Raw genomic sequence first — 16,906 nt, forward strand, 5'->3', positions numbered from 1 at the left:
ATGAGACGACCTCAAGTGACTGCCGGAAGCAAGCTGGCAGCCCTCGCGCTCATGGCGATGATCCTCGCGACCGCGGTCAGCCCTCGTATCCGCCTCGGCGGCTCCGAGGCGCAGCTAGTTGACTTGCGGCTTCAGGACCTCATCCTCATCCCGGTCATGGCGTACCTTCTATTTACGCGTCGTCGCGATGGACGCTCGCCGGCGAGGTACTTGCTGAGACCGCTCCTGCCGGCCCTCCTCCTTGGCATCGTCGCGGTGACGCTCACCGTCACCCTGCTCCACCCCGAGGTCAGCGTCCTACGGCGAGTCGGGTTCGCCGGCCGCACCCTCGAGCTGTTCGTCCTCGTCATGGCCGTAGCGGGGCTTTACTGGCGCGCAGGTGATCGGGCCTTGAAATGCACACTTCGCGCCTTCCATCTTGCGGCCATCGCGAACACCCTCTGGGTGCTCTACCAGGCCGCGACCGGCAACATCGGGACCCTCTTCGGCAGCACCATCGGTGACGCCGTGGAATCCTACGGTCCGAAACTGCTAGGCGAACCTTCCGCGTTCGGGACGGGACAGTTCTTCGCCATTACCGCCGCGGTAGGGCTGGCCGAGATCCGTGCAGACAAAACACGCCGCCTCACGGGCTGGCTCATGGTGGCCGCGGGGTTCACCGGCGCGACGCTGGCTGAGTCTCGAATCTCGATGGGCGCGATCCTTGCAGGAGTGGTCCTTCTGCTGACCTTCTCGCGAATCAAGGGGCAAGTGCTGAACCCCTTCAGATTGACCATGATGGTCCTTCTCGGAACGGCCGCGGCCCTTGTGGTCGTACCCCGACTCGGCGGTCGGATCTCGGTTGAAGACCTTGAGTACGGGGTCACCGGCCGGGCGGACACCATCTGGAGCGTCCTCCTGCAGGAATCGGCAGACCACCCTTTCGTCGGCTTGGGTGCAGGGGGCCTGGTTGGTGACCTTCGCAGTGAGGCTCACAACATCTATCTGCGCGCCGTGCTCGACTTCGGCTGGTTTATTGGCGCGCTCTTCATCGCCGTCTTCGTCGTCGCACTCGTCCGCGCCTATCGGGAGTCGAAGAACGCAACCACCGCCGAAGCCCGCCTCGGAGCCACCCTCGCGTTCTTCGCCCTGACGTCAGTTCTGATTTCAGGTTTCGTGCAAGATGCACTGACGGCTGTCACATCGTCGCACCTGACGATTCTGACCGTCGGTATTTTCGCTGCAACGTACGCTTCATCCTGCCAAAACCCGGAAAAGCACCCGCCGACCGCTCGGGGCGGTCGACGGGTGCTAACGGTTCAAGGCTCACTAAACGGGCGCGCCTGAGGAGTCAACCCACGCAGATCCAGACCACCAGATGGGCCTGCCAAGGGTGACATCGAACCACTGGGCGCCAGGGCGGAGCCCCGTTGACGAGGGGCGGGCAGCTGTCGTACTCGAGCTGCCATTGATCACCCCGTCAGCGCGAACGTCGAAGTAGGTTGCACCTCCTCGGCGTCCCCTGAAGAAGAAGCCTGCAGGACGCTCTGTTTCGGCCTGGACGGTCACAGGTGTACCGGCGGTCGTGACGGGGTCCCGGAACACCACCAGTGGCGTTTCTGAGCCGCCGTTCACGGACCGCTCGAAGGCATAGGAACCGCTGACGCTTTGGGTGGCGCTGATCTGACGTTGGCTGCCGATGAAACTGCCGAGGTGGGTCGTTCGGCTGCCGTTGTCCGTGAAGGTGTAGGCCGCGAATTGCATCGGGTAGAGGATCTGCGTGTCACGTACGTTCGTGCTGGTCACGTTCCATGCCAGCGTGTTCGACTCGAACCGAGTCGCGATGAAGGCGTTTGCGTCCGAGAAGGCGGCCTGGCTTGCCGACACTCGGAAACCCGTAGTGCACAGCTCTATCTGACCGCCGATCCAGGTCGTGTTGTTTGCGTCGACGATGTCGATGCCGATGTCGCACGCATTGGCTCGGCACCCGAGCATTTTGGTGGCGTTGGACCCGATCGGCCCGAGATAGAAGCCGGTCCCGCAGACGGACGCCGTGACGTTCTGCAGGTAGTTGAAGACCGCGCCCCCGTTGATCGACGAGGTGATCTTGATAGCGGTCCCGAAAAGCCGAACTACGACGTCCTGGATAGATGCGCTGGTGACGCTGCTGAGGTCGATTCCCGTCGTAGACGTCGACTTGCCAGGCCCGCTCAGGACGAACCTGCGGAATTCTACGTAATAGGAGCGAGTGTCCGGGCTCTGAGGTGCGAAGGCGGCGCCACTGGACCCCGTGAAAGTTATGGTCGTGAGACCGCCGCCGAGGCCCTCGAAGACGCTGCCAGAGGCGTAGAGGATCGTCGACGCGATCGTGTGTCCACCAAAGCCGAGGACGAAGCGCGCGGGTCCGTTTGCCGAACTGACTGCCGCGGCGATCGTCTTCTTGGGCTTGGCCACGGAGAGACCTGAGTTGTTGTCGTCGCCTGACGACGCCACGAAGTACGTGCGTGCGGCATCAGTTCTCAGCACACCGAATGCGCTCAACATGGCATCCATTACATCCGGGTTGGCGGGAAGGTTGGTGTCGGTGTCGATCGTCTCGATGACGTTGGCCATGAGGTCCTGCTTTCTGCCGCGCACGGCGGCGATACGACGAAACGCGGGCCGCCCCTGAGGACGGCCCGCGAGGTAGATGGGTCAGGCCTGCCGCAACGGGGCCAGCCAGGCGGCGTGCGTCGTGATCCACGCGTTGACGACGGGATTCGCCATCAGACGGGTCACGAGGGCGATCAGCAGCGCGGTCACGGCCAGGATGCCGTTCAGGACCAGGAACACCCAGCCCGGGACGACGAGATCGGTCTGCTGCTGGAGCACGACGATGACGATGCCGGTCGCGACGTTCAGGACCGGCACAGCGCCGATGACGAACTGCGTGACGGTGCGGACGGTCGCTCGGACAGGGTTCGCGATCTGCGTCCCGAGGTCGGCCAACGAAGGTCGCTCGTCGATGGTGGCGAGGTGTCGGGGAGTGTCGGTCATGGAAGCCTCCTCAGGCTCTGGTGATGTCGATGTCCGGCGGGTTGCCGGGCACCAGGCCGTTCTCGATCAGTTGACGACGCAGCTCGGAGGCGTACTCCTGAAACGATCGCCGCTTGCCTGCTTCTTCGTCCGCTCGAGCGTCAGCAGCGTTCGCTCGCTCGATCGCCTCGTCGCGCTGCTGCACGATGTCGGTCTTGCGCTTGCCCTCCTTCGCGGAGACGCCGGAACGGATGGTGGCGAAGACGGAAACGAACTCGCGGAGCATGAGCGCGACGCCGGCGCCACCGCCGAGCGCGACGAGCAGTGTGGTGTCGACCACTGGACCCCCTAGTAGTGCTGGCGGCGGACGACGTACCCCGTGCGGCGGCGCAAGAGCGACCGCACCTTCTCGGTGAACGTGGTGAGCCCCGGCTCGCTGGTGAAGATCTGCAGCTCGCAGTAGCGGCGGAACATGCCAAGGAACGCGAGCACCACCATCCCGAGCAGCACAAGCGACGTGCCGCCGACGACGGCTGAGAGAACGATGATCGCGTAGCAGACGGCACCGGACCAGGCCGAGACGTTGAGGAGCACCTCAAGCGCCCACCAGCCGACGAGGCGGCCGACGAACCCGCCGAGGCCACCGGCGAGCATGAGCGCGCCCCACAGGATGATGACGCCGGGAAGACGGATCTCGTCTTGTACGAACGGGGAGGTGAACCAGAGCGCCGAGGCGCCGTTGATCGCCATCACCGCGTAGGCGACGAGGTCGATGATCCAGATCGTGCGTTCCCACCGGAGCCGCCGCTCGTTCAGCTTCGGATCGGTGGCGATCACGCGAAGTCCTTCGCCAGGGCATCGAACTGCGCCCCCGAGATCGGCACGGTGGCGACCTGAGCCTCTGTGAGCGCGTTGACGGTGTTCATGTCCGTTACGACCGAGAGCTTGCGGTCCTCGAGGAGGGCGTAGCCGCCGCCATCGACGAGGAAGAGCACACGCGACCCACTGCGGAGCGCGACCTGCAGGAGGATACGGCGATGGAGCGAGGCGGGGATCTCAAGGACCAGCGGGGCCGCGCCCTGCAAGACCTTCATGCTGCCCTCCTCGCCGGGGGCGAAAGCGACGTGGCCTGCGTCGGGGACGAGTGCGCCCTGGCCGTCGGAGCTGTGAAGGATGATCACGGTGTCGACTTCTTTCGTCAGAGCTCGCTCGAGCTCGGGGATGGGGGTGTAGTCGCTGCTTGCGACATTGATGCGAGTGCGGACGCGGGCGCGTTCCCACTTCCAGTGCCAGGGCTCGCCAAAGTTGGCCCCCTCGCAGTACCAGCCGAGGTCAGCCGCGATCTCGGCGAACGCCTTGTGCTCGGCCGACTTGAAGGACGCGTCGATGCCAGACCAGAGGTCACCGGCGACGCCGTCGCCGTGGTTGCTCTCGCCGGGCTTCGCGGCGGCCGCCTTGCCGGCCCTCTTCACCCACCAGGCCGAAGCCCAGTAGATGGCCCCGCCGACCTTGACCTGCCGGTACCGGTCACGGAAGTAGGACTCCTGTGTCTCGATCGAGCGCCAGCCCTCGGCGAGGACGAGGCGTTGACCGGTGCGGGCGTAGAAGCGTCCGGCGGCTTCGATGAGGTAGGGCAGGACGTCGCGGTGGATGCGCTGAGTGCCGCGGACATCGAGGGTCGAGCTCGAGTGGACGAAGACGATGTCGTCGTTCAGCACGCCGTTAGCCATCAGTGCCCCACCGCGAGATAGAAGACACCCACGGGCGACGCGCCGCGGCCCGCCCAGAACGTCTGAAAGCCCGTCCTGGTCACCGATCCATCCACGACCACCGGCGCAGCTGTACCAACACCGGACTGGTTACCGAGCGTCAGCGAGAGGTGGTCGCACGCCGTGGGGAACGGCGTCGAGAACGTGTGCCCGAGGACACCGCCGGCGTTCGTCGTGCCGGTCGCGGACCGCGCCTTGAACAGCGGCTGATCGACCGTCTCGGGAGTTGTCGTGCCCCACGGGCTGAGCTCGTGGCCGCCAGCGATGCGCTTCCACCCCGTGGCGGTTCCGTCGATGTTCCTCCACACGGTCTTGTCGGCGTTGACCGACATGAGACGGCCCGGCCACAGCGGCGCGACCTTCGCCAGGTCAGCGACCGCGGCGACCGCGTCGGGGATGAGGCTGTCGACGTCTTCCGCGACGGCGGTGATCTGTGCAGGCCCCTGCATGGCCGCGGTGTTCGCGACCGTTCTGATGCCCTTGCTCGTTGGCATAACGCTCCTAGAGGTCGTAGGTGATGATGAGTCGGCCGCTGTCGGGCGCGACGGCGTAGACGTGTAGCCCGCCGTGGTTGGTGCCGATGCCGAGCTGCTCGCCCGTCTTGAGGCGGTCCCCAAACGCAGTTGGCAGGGTCTTGCCACCAGACCCGTTCGGCACCGCGACAGCGTTCGCGATGGTGGGTGCACCGGTCCGGCCGGCAAGGCCATGGGTGCCGATCGTTGCGAGGGCCGAGGGGAACCGGTTCGTCGTCTCGATGACGCTCAGCGTCACGCTGACAATGCGCGCGGTGTCGGGGATCGTGTCGGCGATCTGCGTGCCGTAGAAGTAGCAGCCGAGCAGGGTGTCCGAACACCAGACATCGTTCTTCGTCCATGTGCCTGAGGACTCGTAGAACGACCCTGACCCGATCGGAACGAACTCCCGCGTCTGCCTCTGCGCTGCAACCGGCGGCGGCGCTACGGGATCAACGATCGTGCTGTCCGACGAGAGCCGGTAGGCCACAGAACCGGACTGCCAGTCGATCGCGACGCGCTGGTTCGTGGCGAACTCCGTGTGGTCGAAGTTGAACGGCAGCGAGTAGGTGCCCCCGTCATCGCCTCGGACGCCGACCTTCCCACCGGCCGGCGCCGACGTGATCGTGCCCTGTGCAGACTTCGCGAGAGGCCCGAGGCACAAGGGCTCGCCCGCGAGGTACCCGACCCATACCTGGTCGCCAACTGCCGGCGCGATGCCCGTCATGGGCATCGCTTGCTGCCCACCGCCGATGTTCACGGTTACGAGCCCTGTCGGCCAGTCGATCGCCAGGCAGGTGCCACGTTCTCGACCCGCGAGCTGTGCGCCGAGGGTCGCAGTGGTCTCGCCGGCCTTACGGCCGACGCTCACTGGTCCGCCTCGGCTTCGTAGCTCAGCTCCTCGGAGACGATCATCGTGCCGGTCATGTCCGCGTTGGGGTCCATCGAGAAACGCATGTCGGACACCTCCCCGAGGAACACCCGACGGGCGTTGCGGTCGATGACCTTGCCGAAATCGCCGACCTCGATGTCTGGCCGGGGAAGACACGAGAACGTGATCGACCGAGACTGCTTGCTCGACACCCGCCGCAGGATCGTCGTCGACTCGGCGTCCGCCTGAGCCTGCCGCTCGATCAGCGGTGACGAGTGCTTGTACGTGCGCCGGCGCAGCGGCCCCGTGACTGACAGCGGGTTGCTCGGATCGTTGATCTCCCGAACGCTCACGATGTCGTTGCTGCCAGTCGAGGAACGCACCGACACCGCGTTGTAGCGCTTGTTCGACATGCCTCCGCCGACGTCGATCACACCGTCGATCGTGAACACTGGGACCGTCTCGGTCAGCCAGGCGTCCTTCTTCCGGGCTGTCAGCGTCCCCTCACGCGTGAGGTGCGGGATACCGCCGATGTTCGACATGAGGTCTTCGATCGCTTCGAGGCGGCTCTTGTACGCCAGCGACGGCGGTACTGAACGGTCCGGCAGGCTCCGCACGATCGGGAGGGGTGAGAGCCGCTGGATCTCGGCCCACGTCGAGTTGCCCGGCTTCGGTGACTCCGGCACGAGAAAGTCGTCCGCGTCGATGATGTCGAACCGGTCGACGAGCTTCAGCTGGCACTCCCACCCGACGACCTCCTTCATGGACGGGAACAGCCGGAAGTACTCGCGCATGTCGGGCACTTCCTCGATGCGGTAACGGCCCATGGGGATCTCCCACTCGGTTTGCCCCACTCGGACGACCCGCGCGATCGAGATCTCCTGTCCCGTCGGCGCGAGCGGGTCCGTGTCCGTGCGCGGGACCAGCGAGCGACCGTCCTGCTTGCGGACGTACACCGACCCTGTCGCCGAAGGCGTGGCGTCGCCGCTGAAGGACAGCGACCCGTCGACGTCGAGTGGGACGTCGTCGACGGTGAGGTCGGCCCCGTAGAACGCTCGGGCACGGTACGAGGGGGTGTGGTTGTCCTCGAGGGCCTTGCGGGCTTCGTCCGAGATCGGCAGCACGGTGGACTCCTAGGTGGCGACTTGGTAGGCGGTTGGCCTCCCGCTGACGGGTGCGAGGCCGTTCGTCGAGTAGGCGGTGCTCGAGGCGGGCGCGAGGTTGCCGGGTGTGTAGCGCCCCGACCCCGCCGGCGTCTCCGTCATGCCGCCACGCACGATCGGTGGCGCATCCGGGTCTGGCGGGTTCTCCATCGCGTCAAGCCAGGTGGCGTACGCAGCGTTGAACTCCGCCCAGGTCGGGTAGACGTCCATGTAGGTCTGCCAGGTGACGATCGGCACGACGATGTCGGTCACGGAACGGGACACCTCAGCGCCCTGCAGCGGGTAGATGCTCCACCCGCCGCCGTACTGAACGTCGATGTCCTCGACTTCGGGCTGGTCGATCGCCACGTAGAGCTGCCGAGGGATGCGTGCTGGCGGCATCGACCTGACGAGGACAGGCATCGCCTCGAGCACGGCATTCAGCGTGGCCGCTTCGTCGGCTGTCCACGTCTGCACCGCGAGGCCGACGGCCTCAAGTAGACCAAGGGGCGCGAACAGGCCGATGGTGCGCGAGCCGACACGGAAGGTGTTGCCCGGGCGGCGGCGCACTCGTTTCGTCCCGAAGTCGCCCTTCGCCTCGAGGATCACCCGGTTCGACGGAACCAGCGGGTCCGAGAACACCACGAGCGACGGGTCGATGTCGAGCTGTGTCGACGCCGAATCCGTGTAGCCGAGGTCGGCACCGTCAGCGCTGAACATCTGCCCCCGGTACGTCACGACGACCCCGAGAGGGGCTTCGTGGTCCACGACCTGGAACCCGCCAACCGCGTACGCGCGGTCTGCCTGCCGTACCGGGTAGCTGCCCTCCTCCGTGATGGCGACGACGGTCATCGTCTGGGTCTTCGGGTCGACGGTGCTGAACCGGACGCCGACGCTTGTGTCGTCGACGTCCGGTGTCAGCACAGGGGCGTAGCTCACGTCTTCCTCCATCGCTGATTCATGCGCTGCTCCTCCGTTGCCAGAGCGAACTGGATCTCCTGGCCAGCCACCCCACGGACGAACCCGAGAAGAGTGCCGTCCGCGACGATCGGGGCGTCGATGCTGACCGGTGCCGCAGCGACGCTCACGCGAGGCGCGAACGTCGGAGGGGCGTAACGAGGGGCGACCGAGGAGCCGACCGGCCCGCCTCCAGCGAAGCCAGGAGCGCGCCGGCTGGCGAGGATCTCGCGACGAAGCGCCATGACGCTGCCGTGACCACCAGCCGCGGCGACCTCACGAGCCGTCCAGACGTGCTCGCCATTGGACAGCCAGGCTCGGATCGAGTCCGACGTGCCCGTGCCAGGCCCACGGACGGGGCCACCCTCAGCGAACGGCACGCCGCCCACCGTGGACTTCGCGCCGCCCGCCCGGTTCGCCGCACTGATCGACTCGTTCACACGAATGTTCAGTGACACCGCCCGGTCACGAGCGAGCTGAGTGATCTGAGCCTCCGCTGCAGCCACACCCGTCAACCGGGCAGCCGTCGAGATGTTCGACGGGATCAGACCCAGCTTGTCGGCGTATTGCTCAGCCGCGGCACCCGTGATGCCGAACTGGGCCAACGCCTCGATCAGCCGCTGCCGCCCGGTTGCGAGCGCCGCCGACGCCTGCTGCTGCGACCCGGTCTGGGTCAAAGTCGCAGACGACAGCCCGAGCGTCGACTTCGCGATGTCATCGAGCGCCGCCTGGTTCGCACGGCCCTTGGCCGTCGACACGTCGAGTGTCGACCCGTTCTCGGTCACGGACGCTGACAGGTCGTCGACGGCCGCCTCGAAGTCGCGCGTCGCCGAGTTCACGTTCAGCTGAGCCGACCCGAAGCCCTCGATGGTGGCCTTGAGGTCGTCGATGTCGACCGAGGCGTCCTGTGCCGACCCGGACAGCTCCGAGAGGGCCTGCGTCTGCTCCTCTGTCGCGCCGGACATCTCACCGGTCGCCAGCTTCAGCAGAGTCGCCTTGTCAGCCGTGAGGCCGAGCTCGGTCGCCTGAGCGACCAGGCTGTTCTTGAACTCGCCGCTGTTGTCGATGAACGAGAACAGCTGGTCGTCGGTGAGCTTGTACTCCTTCTGCAGCTTCGAGACCTTCGCCTGCGCCTCATCGAGGGGCAGGCCCGACAGGGACGATCCCAGCGCCTCGAGGCGGTTCCGCACCTCGTTGACGCCCGACCCGGCCTTGCCGGTGAAGACGTCACCGAAGACGCCGAACGAGCGGGTGTCAGCCGACGACGAGACGGCGTCGAGGGTCGCGCCGAAGTCCTTGAGCGCGTTGGTCTGCTCGCCGAAGAACCCCTTCGAGAAGACACCGTCGACGTCGCCGACACTCTCCTTCAGCGCGTCGCCGATCTTCTGAGTCTTGAGCGTGTTCGTCAGCTCGTCAGACGAGGACTGCAGGCCGTTGATCTGCTTGTTTGCCTCGTTCAGCAGAGGGATGGCGACCGAGATGACCGCGAGGGCCGCGAACCCCTTCCCAAAAGCGCCGATCGCCTTGGTCGCCAGGGGCGCCTCGGTCTTGAGCGTCGAGATGGCGTTGCGGTACTCGACGAGCTTCGGCGCACCGATGAAGAACGCGGTCCCGGCGATCGCTGCCGCCGTCCCGACAGCGAGCAGGTTGAACGTCGTCCCCTTGAGCACCTCGGGCGCACCGTTGTAGACGTCGATCAGGTTCGTGCCGGTCTGCACCAGCCCACGGAGGGCGCCGTCGGCGTTCTCTCCGGTCTGGATCAGCGCAGTGTCGAAAGCGCCCCCCAGGGCCTCGACGTCGCCCCGTAGGTTGTCGAGCCGGATCGCGGCCGTCTCGGTCGCGTAGCCGCTGTCGGTGACGGACTTCGTCCACTGGTCGACACCCTCGGAGCCGGCCTGGTACAGCGCCGTCGCCGCGGTGATCGTCTCGCGGCCGAAGATGATGCCAAGCGAGGCGTTCCGGGACTCGTCGTCCATGCCCCGGTACGCGCCCGCGAGCTGCCCGGCCGCGTTGCTGAGGCCGAGGAACTTGCCGTTCGCGTCGTAGAGGTTCAGGCCGAGGCGCTTGATCTCCTCGGCGGCGGCGCCCGACGGTGCGGTCAGGGATGACAGGACGCCACGGAGCGAGGTGCCGCCCTGCTCGCCGAGGATGCCAGCCTGAGCGAACAGCGCCAGGGTGCCGGTCGTCTCCTCGAGGCTGACACCCATCGACTGCGCGACGGGCCCGACGAACTTGAGGCCCTGCGCCAGGTCCTCGACGGAGCCCATGGCCTTGCCCGCGCCAGCTGCGAGAGTGTCGGCCACGCGGCCCGCCTGGGAGCCGTCGAGCTTGAACTGCTGCAGCGTCGTCGACGCGATCTCGGCCGCCCGCGCGACGCCGAGGCCACCCGCCGCGGCGAGGTCGAGCGAACCGGAGAGGCCACCCGCGAGGATGTCCTTCGTCGACAGGCCTGACTTGCCGAGCTCCTCGATCGCGTTCGCCGACTCCGTCGCGCTGAACACGGTCGACGCACCGGCGTCGATCGCCGCGGCGCGCAGCAGACCCATGTTCGCAGTCGTCTCGTGCGTGCCTGCCTGCACGAACGACATCGCCTGGTCGAACTCAGACGACTTCGACACGATCGCGCCCAGCGCCAGGACGCCGGCAGCGCCCGCGACGGCGAAGCCCTTACCGACCTGCTCGAAGTCGGCCTGGTTGCGGGTCAGCTCCTTCGTGAGGCCCTGCGAGAAGTCCGTCGCGGCCTTGCGGCCCTTCTGGAACTCGGACACCAGCCCAGAGAGGTTCGCCCCGACGTTGACCTTGACGCTGCGTTCCGCCATGCGTGACCTCGATTCGTCGGGCCCGCGTGGGCGTAGCTACTGCTGCTGTGGAGTTGTTCCCGGCTGCGGCCGGTGCTTCCGCTTCGCTCGTGGCACCCGGAAGACGGGGACGATGACGCCGTTCGTCGGGTCGGGGTCGCGCTTGTGCAGCCGGTCGAGGAAGTCGAGGCGGGCCTTCTCTGCGAAGTCGACGACGGGCGCCCGGAGGCGGTGCCCCTCCGGCGACACGACCGGGACGCCGGCGACGAACTTCCAGACGCTGTCGTGGTCCGAGGGGTCCGCGTCCGGCGACGTCGCGTCGGTCATCGTGAACCCGTGCGGCCCCTCCTCCGCCTCAAGCTCGGCAAGAGCGGTCAGCCAGTCGAGATCGGTCGGGCCGAACTCGGGCTCGCGCGTCGTCGTCGCGCTCACCAGGCGCCCCACGGCGTCGTAGTGGTACTCGGTGTGCTCGGCCGGCTCCCGGCCCTGCAGCCGCGAAAGGGAGATGCCGACGGCCCGGGACTGCTCGAGTGATCGCCGCAGACCCGGGTCGCCGGTCAGTCTTTTTTCAGTCGGGCGACCCGGTTCGCCGCGATCATCACGTTCAGGCGCAGCTCGACGGTGACGATGTTCTCGACGTCCCACCCGGAGGCGATCTCGAGGATGGTGTCCCAGTCGTCGTCGTCCATCTCGCGCGTCTCGCCGTCGATGAGTTCGACGCCGTTCGATCTCGCGGCGTGGATGGCCGCGGCGTGGTGGTTGTAGCCGAGGTCCTGGTCCAGCGCGCTGTTGTCTCGAGCGGGGTACTGCGCGGTGAGCTCGGCCCAGGCGAGACCTTCCAGCTTCGTGAGCTGGATCGTGTGCATGTGCTCCCGCTCGCGGTCCTCGAGCTCTGCGAGCTGCTCGCGCAGCTTCGTCGCCTCGGACTTCTGCGTCAGCCGCCCGTCGGCCTTGGTCTTCTTCTTCTCCGCCTCAGCCAGGGCGGCCATGAGCTTGTCGCGCTCGTCGGAGACGGCGCTGTCGAGGCACACCGTGACGGTGGCCGTGCGGGGCTTGTATCCCTCGCGGGCGCTGCTGATCTTGCTCTTGGACATGGTGACCTTCCCGGATCGTTCCCGGATGGATGCAGAGAAGTGCGGGCAGGCGCTCCGGGAGGACGCCTGCCCGCACGAGAGGGAGGACTAGGCCGAGGCGAGCTTCACGTCCTCGAGGACCTTCGCCCTCGGGAACAGCGCCTGCGTCTTGGTCCACTTGCCGCCCGACGTGGGCGTGTCACGGACCTTTGTGCCGCAGCGCAGCTGGAAGATGTCCCACTGGTCGGTGGCGGTGGAGGGTGCTTCGTAGTCCGTGGCGTAGCGGGCGAAGATGACGATGTCCGAGTTCTCGATGAACAGCGGATCGACGACGTCGGTCGCGGTCAGGCCGTAGAAGTACTTCAGCGACACGTCGTGCGTGACCCGACCGGGCGTGCCGAGCACCTCGCGCAGCGTGAGCCGCTCGTCGGTGTTCGTGTCCTGCGTCTTGCCGTGGTTCCACCCATCGGTGGTCAGCGAGTACGTGATGTCCTTCGTCGTCGACGCGAGGACGTCGCTCAGCTTCGGCGGCCACGTCGTGATCGCTGCGCGCGGAGCCGCGAGCAGCAGCAGCGTGCCGTCGGAGTCGACGTTGTCGGGGATGAGTGCTGTGGTGCGGTCGCCGGCCATCAGTCGGCTCCTTCCTGGTTGGCGTCACCGGCGGATTCGCCGGAGTCTGTGGCGCCAGCGGAGAGGCCCGCGGCGGTCTTGGTGGTGACCGGCTCGACGCTTGTCACCTCGGCGGGCTTCGCGCGCTTCGCGGCGGCGGTCGGCTTGCCGGTCTTCGTCTCGGCGAGCGGGAAGTCGTCGGGCCAGCGTTCGTGCGTGGCTCGATCGACCTCGAACACGAGGTCGTTCGCGACGACCTTCACGGGGTCCTGCATGAGTGCCTCCTCGGCATGAGAAAGCCCCCGGGGGCACCGGGGGCTCAGAGTGGGTGGATTAGGCGGGCGACGACTCGTGCGAGTACGACGCCACGACGTAGCAGACGGCGGGTAGCGAGCTCTCGTCGACGAGAACGCCGGTAAGTGCGTTGCGCTTTAGACGCTTCGTCTCCTGGCCCACGACGACAGGCGCGATGCCCCAGCGGTTCGGCGGCGGACGCAGCTGGTCGTCCACCCATCCCATGACCATCTCTGCCGCCTCGGCGCTCTCCGCGACCGCGTGCACCGCCCAGGACGGGTTCCGGTGCACCCGGGGGCCGGTCGCGCGCTGCTGCTCGTCCTGGTCGCGCTCGGGGTGGATCAGGACGTACGGCAGCTCGGGCAGGGGCGGGTGAGGCTCCTCGACCGTGGGCAGGTCGCCGGCCGACGTGACGAACACCTGCAGCCGCGGATCAGCCTCGAGCAGCTCGCGGAACGCGCGCGTCTCGGCCGCCGTCACAGGTTCGTCTTCCGGCCAGCGACGTCGAGCGCCTTGCCCACGCCCTGCTCGAGATCCTCGACGTTCTCGGACAGGGCCGCGAGGCCGAAGCCACGCGCGCCGAGACGCTTCGCGGGGGCGCCGAACTCGAGGAGCAGCACGACACCACCTTGCTTGCCGATGCCCTTCCGGGCGCCGATCTCGTAGTCGACGCTGGACCCGGCGAAGGTCGCCACGGCCGTGCGCTCGTAGTCGATCGAGTACGGAGCGAGCGGGGCATGCTCGTTGCCCTCGACCTTGCCCCGCCAGGAGTCCTTGATGTTGCGGGCGTTCACCTCGAGCGCCTGGTCGACCTCCTTGGCCGCGACGTCGGGGAAGTCGCGCAGGTCGACGACGAGTCGATCGAGTTCGGACGTGTCGACGGTGATCGCACTAGCCACTCGCGATCACCTCCACGGGTAGCCGCCTGGTCGCGGCGAACGTCTGGTGGTGGCCGCCCGTGATCCGGACTCGCAGCGGGGCCGCGTCCGGATCGAGCGCCAGGTGCACGACGGCGACCTGCCCACCGTGCGTGCCCGCCGAGCCGGGGGCGTCGACGGGGATCTTCAGCACGGCACCCTGCTCGACCACGTCGCGGCCCTGCGAGGTGACCTCACGGACCGCCGTGTTCGCGGCGACGAACTCGCACGGGCCCGAGTAGACCTCGACCAGGTCGACGTCGTGCTTGCCGGTCGCGGGGTTAGGGCGGGGCGCCTTCACCTCGTTGCCGATCATGCACGTGTCCGTCAGCCGCAGCTCAGCACGACGACGGGCAGCCGCCGCACGGGTAGCCGACACCATCACGGCCTCCCGAGCGGGATCGAGTACATGCCGTTCAGCGCGCCCGCCCCGACGTCGGCCGGCGCCAGACTCCGGCGCTCCTCGTCGGTGACATAAATCTTCCCCGACGACAGGGCGTTGTCGATCGTGCTCGACTCCGTGTCCCCGCCCCAGGTGCGGTAGCCGTCCGGGTTGCGGAGCTTGCGCTCGACCATCGCCACGACGATGTCCTTGACGTCGTCGACGGGGAGGTGGCCGGCGACGTCCTCCTCAAGGTCGAGCCGCGCGGCGACACCGCGAACCTCGCGGTTCAGGGTGCGCCACGCGGTCCCGAGCCAGGCGGGGACGACACGCTTCTCGTCGACGGTCAGGGGACGCTCGAACGAGGCCTCGACGTCCTCAACTGCTGCGGGGTTCTCCACGAGCGTCCCCCTCCCGTCAGTCGACGACTTCGGTCGCGCCGGTGTCGATGTTGCGCTGCACCATGACCTCGGAACCGTCCGGCTTCGTGGCCTTGTACCGCTCGGTGCGCGCCTTCGCCTTCGACGCCTTCGCGGCCGGCTTCGTCGTCGGCACGACCGCGTTCACGGTGCCGACGGCGAGAGCCGTCGCGTCGGGGCTCGGCGTGACGGACGAAGCCGTCTCCGTCGGGTCGGTCGTGTCCGCGGGCCCGTCACCGGGCGCCGTGGTCGACGGCTTCTCGACGGAACTGTCGAGCTTCGTCTCGTCGGGGATCGCCGGCGACTCGACGGTGGCCGCCTTGTCGTCGGTCTTCTCGGTCGTGGCTTTCGTGCTGCTCGTTGCCATGTGCTGCTTCCCTTCGGTCAGGCGTTCAGGACACCGCGGAGGCGAGCGGCGGCCTTGCCACCGAACGTCGCCAGGCCGCAGTAGAACTCGATGCGGGTGCGGTAGGCGGGCTTCTCCTGCAGCTGGCCCAGGTCGTCGACCTGCACCCCGCCGTTGGTGAGGCCCGTGACGCCCTGCTCCGTCTCGTCGGAGCCGAACTTCACGGCGTAGACCGACGACGCGGTCGTGGCCGACCCCTGCGTCTCGTTGAGGCCGAGGATCTCGGCGCCGGCGAGGTTCTGGCCGGGGTCGAGGACGGGGACGCCGTTCCACTGCAGGACGCGCTTGCCCGTGGTGTCCTCGCGGACGACCTCGACGCCGCCGAGGCGGCGGCCGGCGCTGCGGATCTTGGCCTGCAGGGCACGGTTCGCGTAGATCGCGCCGTTCTCCGGCGTGAGGCCGGGGACCGCGGCGACGAGCTGGTCGAGGGCGTCGTAGAACGCGTGAGCGTCCGTGCCGCCGTTGCCCAGCACCGGGATGCCGTTCGTGCCTGCGTCGAGGACCTGCGCGCCGATGAGGCGCTTCTTCAGACCGTCGAAGCCCTTCGGGTCGACCGTGATGTCGCCGTTGAAGAACGCGTCCTGGAACTTGTAGGAGGCGCTCTTGACCTTGAGTCGCGTCTGGATGGCGCGCTGGTCGTTCAGGTCACCGCGCGTCTGCACGATGAACCGGTCGACGTCGGCGTCGCCACCGAGGATGACGAGGGACTCCGTCGCCTGCACCACGGTGCCGGTCGACTCGGTGTAGGCCTCGTTCACCGATCGGAACGCGACGCCGGGCAGCGACGCCTCCTTGTTGTAGGCGTACGCGTTGCCCTGGATCGTCAGCAGGGGGATGCGGTCGAGGACCGACGACTCCTGCACGAAGATCTCCTGGACCCCGCGCTGCAGCTGGTTCTGCGAGAGCAGAGCTGCCTGAGCGAGTGTGAGAGCCATCAGGCCCTCCCTTCTTGGTCAGCCTCGGCGCGGGGTGCGGGAGAGCTACTTGGTGCCGGTCGACGCGTACGCGGATCGCACGCGGTCGGTTCCGGGCTTCGACTCCGGCTGGGCGCCGGAGCCACCAGCGCCGATGCCCGCAGCGCGGTGATCGGCGATGGAGTCTGGGGAGGCGATGAGGTACGGGGAGTCCTTCGCCAGGTCGTCGAGCAGCTTCTTCACGCCCGCCTCGTCGGCGGCACCGTCCTTGACCGTGACCTTCGCGAGCTCGGCGTCGTCGATGAGGCGCAGCGCCTGCTTCGGGTTCACGAACCCGCTCGTCGCGGCCAGCTCACGGACGGCAGAGGCACGGGCGTCGGTGGCTCGCTGCTCGTCGAACTGGGTCTGCAGGGAGTCGCGCACGCGCTGCTCGATGCCAGCGACGTCGACGCCGTCGGCTCCGTTCTTGCCGTCGCGCAGGGCCTTGATGTCGTCGGGAGCGAGGCCGAGGTCGGTGAACGCCTTCAGCTCGCCCTTGCGGTCGCGCAGCTCGGTCTTCGTGCGCTCGAACGCGCGCACGCCGGCGTCGCCGAGCTTGTCGGGGTCGTCGCCGTCGCCCGAACCGTCGCCCGAGCCGGTGCCGTCCGTGCCGTCGCCGCCGGTGCTGCCAGCGCCGCCAGCGCCGGTGCCGTCGTCGCCCTCGTTCGCGAAGCGGAGCCGCAGAGGCGTCCGCTGGCGGCCGGTGAGCACGCCGAAAGGGTCGAGGTGGGCCGGGAGCTTGCCGAGGGCCGTTGGGTGGGTGCAGATGGTCATGCTGATCTCCTTGGGAGGTGACGCCGGGGGCGTCGA

The 16,906-nt window shown here is 67.7% G+C and carries 22 protein-coding genes; 1 reads left to right on the forward strand and 21 read right to left on the reverse strand.

All coding sequences use genetic code 11. The annotated features are described in order from the left end of the window. Positions 1–15: 15 nt before the first annotated feature. Positions 16–1,326: an O-antigen ligase gene (locus tag EDF50_RS06905; protein ID WP_123518797.1), complete on the forward strand. Its 1,311-nt coding sequence runs from the start codon at positions 16–18 to the stop codon at positions 1,324–1,326. Here EDF50_RS06905 and EDF50_RS06910 read toward each other — a convergent pair. The 21 genes from EDF50_RS06910 to EDF50_RS07010 form a co-directional block, all read right to left on the reverse strand. After that, entirely contained in the window at positions 1,309–2,592 is a 1,284-nt protein-coding gene (locus EDF50_RS06910; RefSeq protein WP_148076776.1) for a hypothetical protein, read from the reverse strand. The two genes, EDF50_RS06905 and EDF50_RS06910, sit on opposite strands and share 18 nt — an antisense overlap. Positions 2,593–2,673: 81 nt before the next feature. Next, positions 2,674–3,015: a hypothetical protein gene (locus EDF50_RS06915; RefSeq protein WP_123518799.1), complete on the reverse strand. Its 342-nt coding sequence runs from the start codon at positions 3,013–3,015 to the stop codon at positions 2,674–2,676. Positions 3,016–3,025: 10 nt separating this feature from the next. After that, positions 3,026–3,334 (reverse strand): hypothetical protein, encoded by a 309-nt coding sequence (locus tag EDF50_RS06920; protein WP_123518800.1) that lies wholly within the window; start codon positions 3,332–3,334, stop codon positions 3,026–3,028. Between the two features lie 8 nt (positions 3,335–3,342). Then, positions 3,343–3,831, reverse strand: coding sequence for a hypothetical protein (locus EDF50_RS06925; protein WP_123518801.1), 489 nt, complete (start codon positions 3,829–3,831; stop codon positions 3,343–3,345). Then, the gene (locus EDF50_RS06930) at positions 3,828–4,712 is read right to left on the reverse strand and encodes a D-alanyl-D-alanine carboxypeptidase family protein (RefSeq protein WP_233570398.1); all 885 of its coding nucleotides are present in this window, start codon (positions 4,710–4,712) and stop codon (positions 3,828–3,830) included. The genes EDF50_RS06925 and EDF50_RS06930 overlap by 4 nt, the downstream gene beginning before the upstream one ends. A gap of 11 nt (positions 4,713–4,723) precedes the next feature. Beyond that, entirely contained in the window at positions 4,724–5,257 is a 534-nt protein-coding gene (locus EDF50_RS06935; RefSeq protein WP_123518803.1) for a hypothetical protein, read from the reverse strand. 7 nt (positions 5,258–5,264) lie between these two features. Further along, positions 5,265–6,146: a hypothetical protein gene (locus tag EDF50_RS06940; protein ID WP_123518804.1), complete on the reverse strand. Its 882-nt coding sequence runs from the start codon at positions 6,144–6,146 to the stop codon at positions 5,265–5,267. Beyond that, a complete protein-coding gene (locus tag EDF50_RS06945; RefSeq protein ID WP_123518805.1) occupies positions 6,143–7,270 on the reverse strand; it encodes a hypothetical protein in 1,128 nt (375 codons plus the stop codon). Before EDF50_RS06945 ends, EDF50_RS06940 begins: the two co-directional genes overlap by 4 nt. A gap of 9 nt (positions 7,271–7,279) precedes the next feature. After that, positions 7,280–8,227 carry a hypothetical protein gene (locus tag EDF50_RS06950; RefSeq protein WP_148076777.1) on the reverse strand — a complete coding sequence of 316 codons (948 nt, stop codon included), beginning with the start codon at positions 8,225–8,227 and terminating at the stop codon, positions 7,280–7,282. After that, positions 8,224–11,064 carry a phage tail tape measure protein gene (locus EDF50_RS06955; RefSeq protein WP_123518807.1) on the reverse strand — a complete coding sequence of 947 codons (2,841 nt, stop codon included), beginning with the start codon at positions 11,062–11,064 and terminating at the stop codon, positions 8,224–8,226. Before EDF50_RS06955 ends, EDF50_RS06950 begins: the two co-directional genes overlap by 4 nt. 36 nt (positions 11,065–11,100) lie before the next feature. Next, positions 11,101–11,475, reverse strand: coding sequence for a hypothetical protein (locus EDF50_RS06960; RefSeq protein WP_148076778.1), 375 nt, complete (start codon positions 11,473–11,475; stop codon positions 11,101–11,103). A 125-nt stretch (positions 11,476–11,600) separates the two neighbouring features. Then, positions 11,601–12,137, reverse strand: coding sequence for a hypothetical protein (locus EDF50_RS06965; RefSeq protein ID WP_148076779.1), 537 nt, complete (start codon positions 12,135–12,137; stop codon positions 11,601–11,603). Between the two features lie 87 nt (positions 12,138–12,224). Then, entirely contained in the window at positions 12,225–12,746 is a 522-nt protein-coding gene (locus EDF50_RS06970) for a hypothetical protein (RefSeq protein ID WP_123518810.1), read from the reverse strand. Further along, positions 12,746–13,000 (reverse strand): hypothetical protein, encoded by a 255-nt coding sequence (locus EDF50_RS06975; protein WP_123518811.1) that lies wholly within the window; start codon positions 12,998–13,000, stop codon positions 12,746–12,748. Before EDF50_RS06975 ends, EDF50_RS06970 begins: the two co-directional genes overlap by 1 nt. Before the next feature lie 58 nt (positions 13,001–13,058). Then, positions 13,059–13,499, reverse strand: a complete 441-nt coding sequence (locus tag EDF50_RS06980; RefSeq protein WP_123518812.1) for a hypothetical protein — start codon at positions 13,497–13,499, stop codon at positions 13,059–13,061. Next, complete coding sequence (locus tag EDF50_RS06985; RefSeq protein WP_123518813.1) at positions 13,496–13,918, reverse strand: hypothetical protein; 423 nt, start codon at positions 13,916–13,918, stop codon at positions 13,496–13,498. The genes EDF50_RS06980 and EDF50_RS06985 overlap by 4 nt, the downstream gene beginning before the upstream one ends. After that, on the reverse strand, positions 13,911–14,318 hold the full coding sequence (locus tag EDF50_RS06990; RefSeq protein WP_255410051.1) for a DUF6093 family protein: 408 nt from the start codon (positions 14,316–14,318) through the stop codon (positions 13,911–13,913). Before EDF50_RS06990 ends, EDF50_RS06985 begins: the two co-directional genes overlap by 8 nt. Then, positions 14,318–14,719, reverse strand: a complete 402-nt coding sequence (locus tag EDF50_RS06995) for a Gp19/Gp15/Gp42 family protein (RefSeq protein ID WP_123518815.1) — start codon at positions 14,717–14,719, stop codon at positions 14,318–14,320. Before EDF50_RS06995 ends, EDF50_RS06990 begins: the two co-directional genes overlap by 1 nt. Before the next feature lie 16 nt (positions 14,720–14,735). Beyond that, the gene (locus EDF50_RS07000) at positions 14,736–15,104 is read right to left on the reverse strand and encodes a hypothetical protein (RefSeq protein ID WP_123518816.1); all 369 of its coding nucleotides are present in this window, start codon (positions 15,102–15,104) and stop codon (positions 14,736–14,738) included. A 17-nt stretch (positions 15,105–15,121) separates the two neighbouring features. Continuing rightward, the gene (locus tag EDF50_RS07005; protein WP_123518817.1) at positions 15,122–16,078 is read right to left on the reverse strand and encodes a major capsid protein; all 957 of its coding nucleotides are present in this window, start codon (positions 16,076–16,078) and stop codon (positions 15,122–15,124) included. A gap of 45 nt (positions 16,079–16,123) precedes the next feature. Further along, positions 16,124–16,870 carry a hypothetical protein gene (locus EDF50_RS07010; protein ID WP_123518818.1) on the reverse strand — a complete coding sequence of 249 codons (747 nt, stop codon included), beginning with the start codon at positions 16,868–16,870 and terminating at the stop codon, positions 16,124–16,126. Between the last annotated feature and the right edge of the window lie 36 nt (positions 16,871–16,906).

Source organism: Frigoribacterium sp. PhB24 (genome assembly GCF_003755185.1).
In the GTDB taxonomy this organism is placed as follows: domain Bacteria; phylum Actinomycetota; class Actinomycetes; order Actinomycetales; family Microbacteriaceae; genus Frigoribacterium.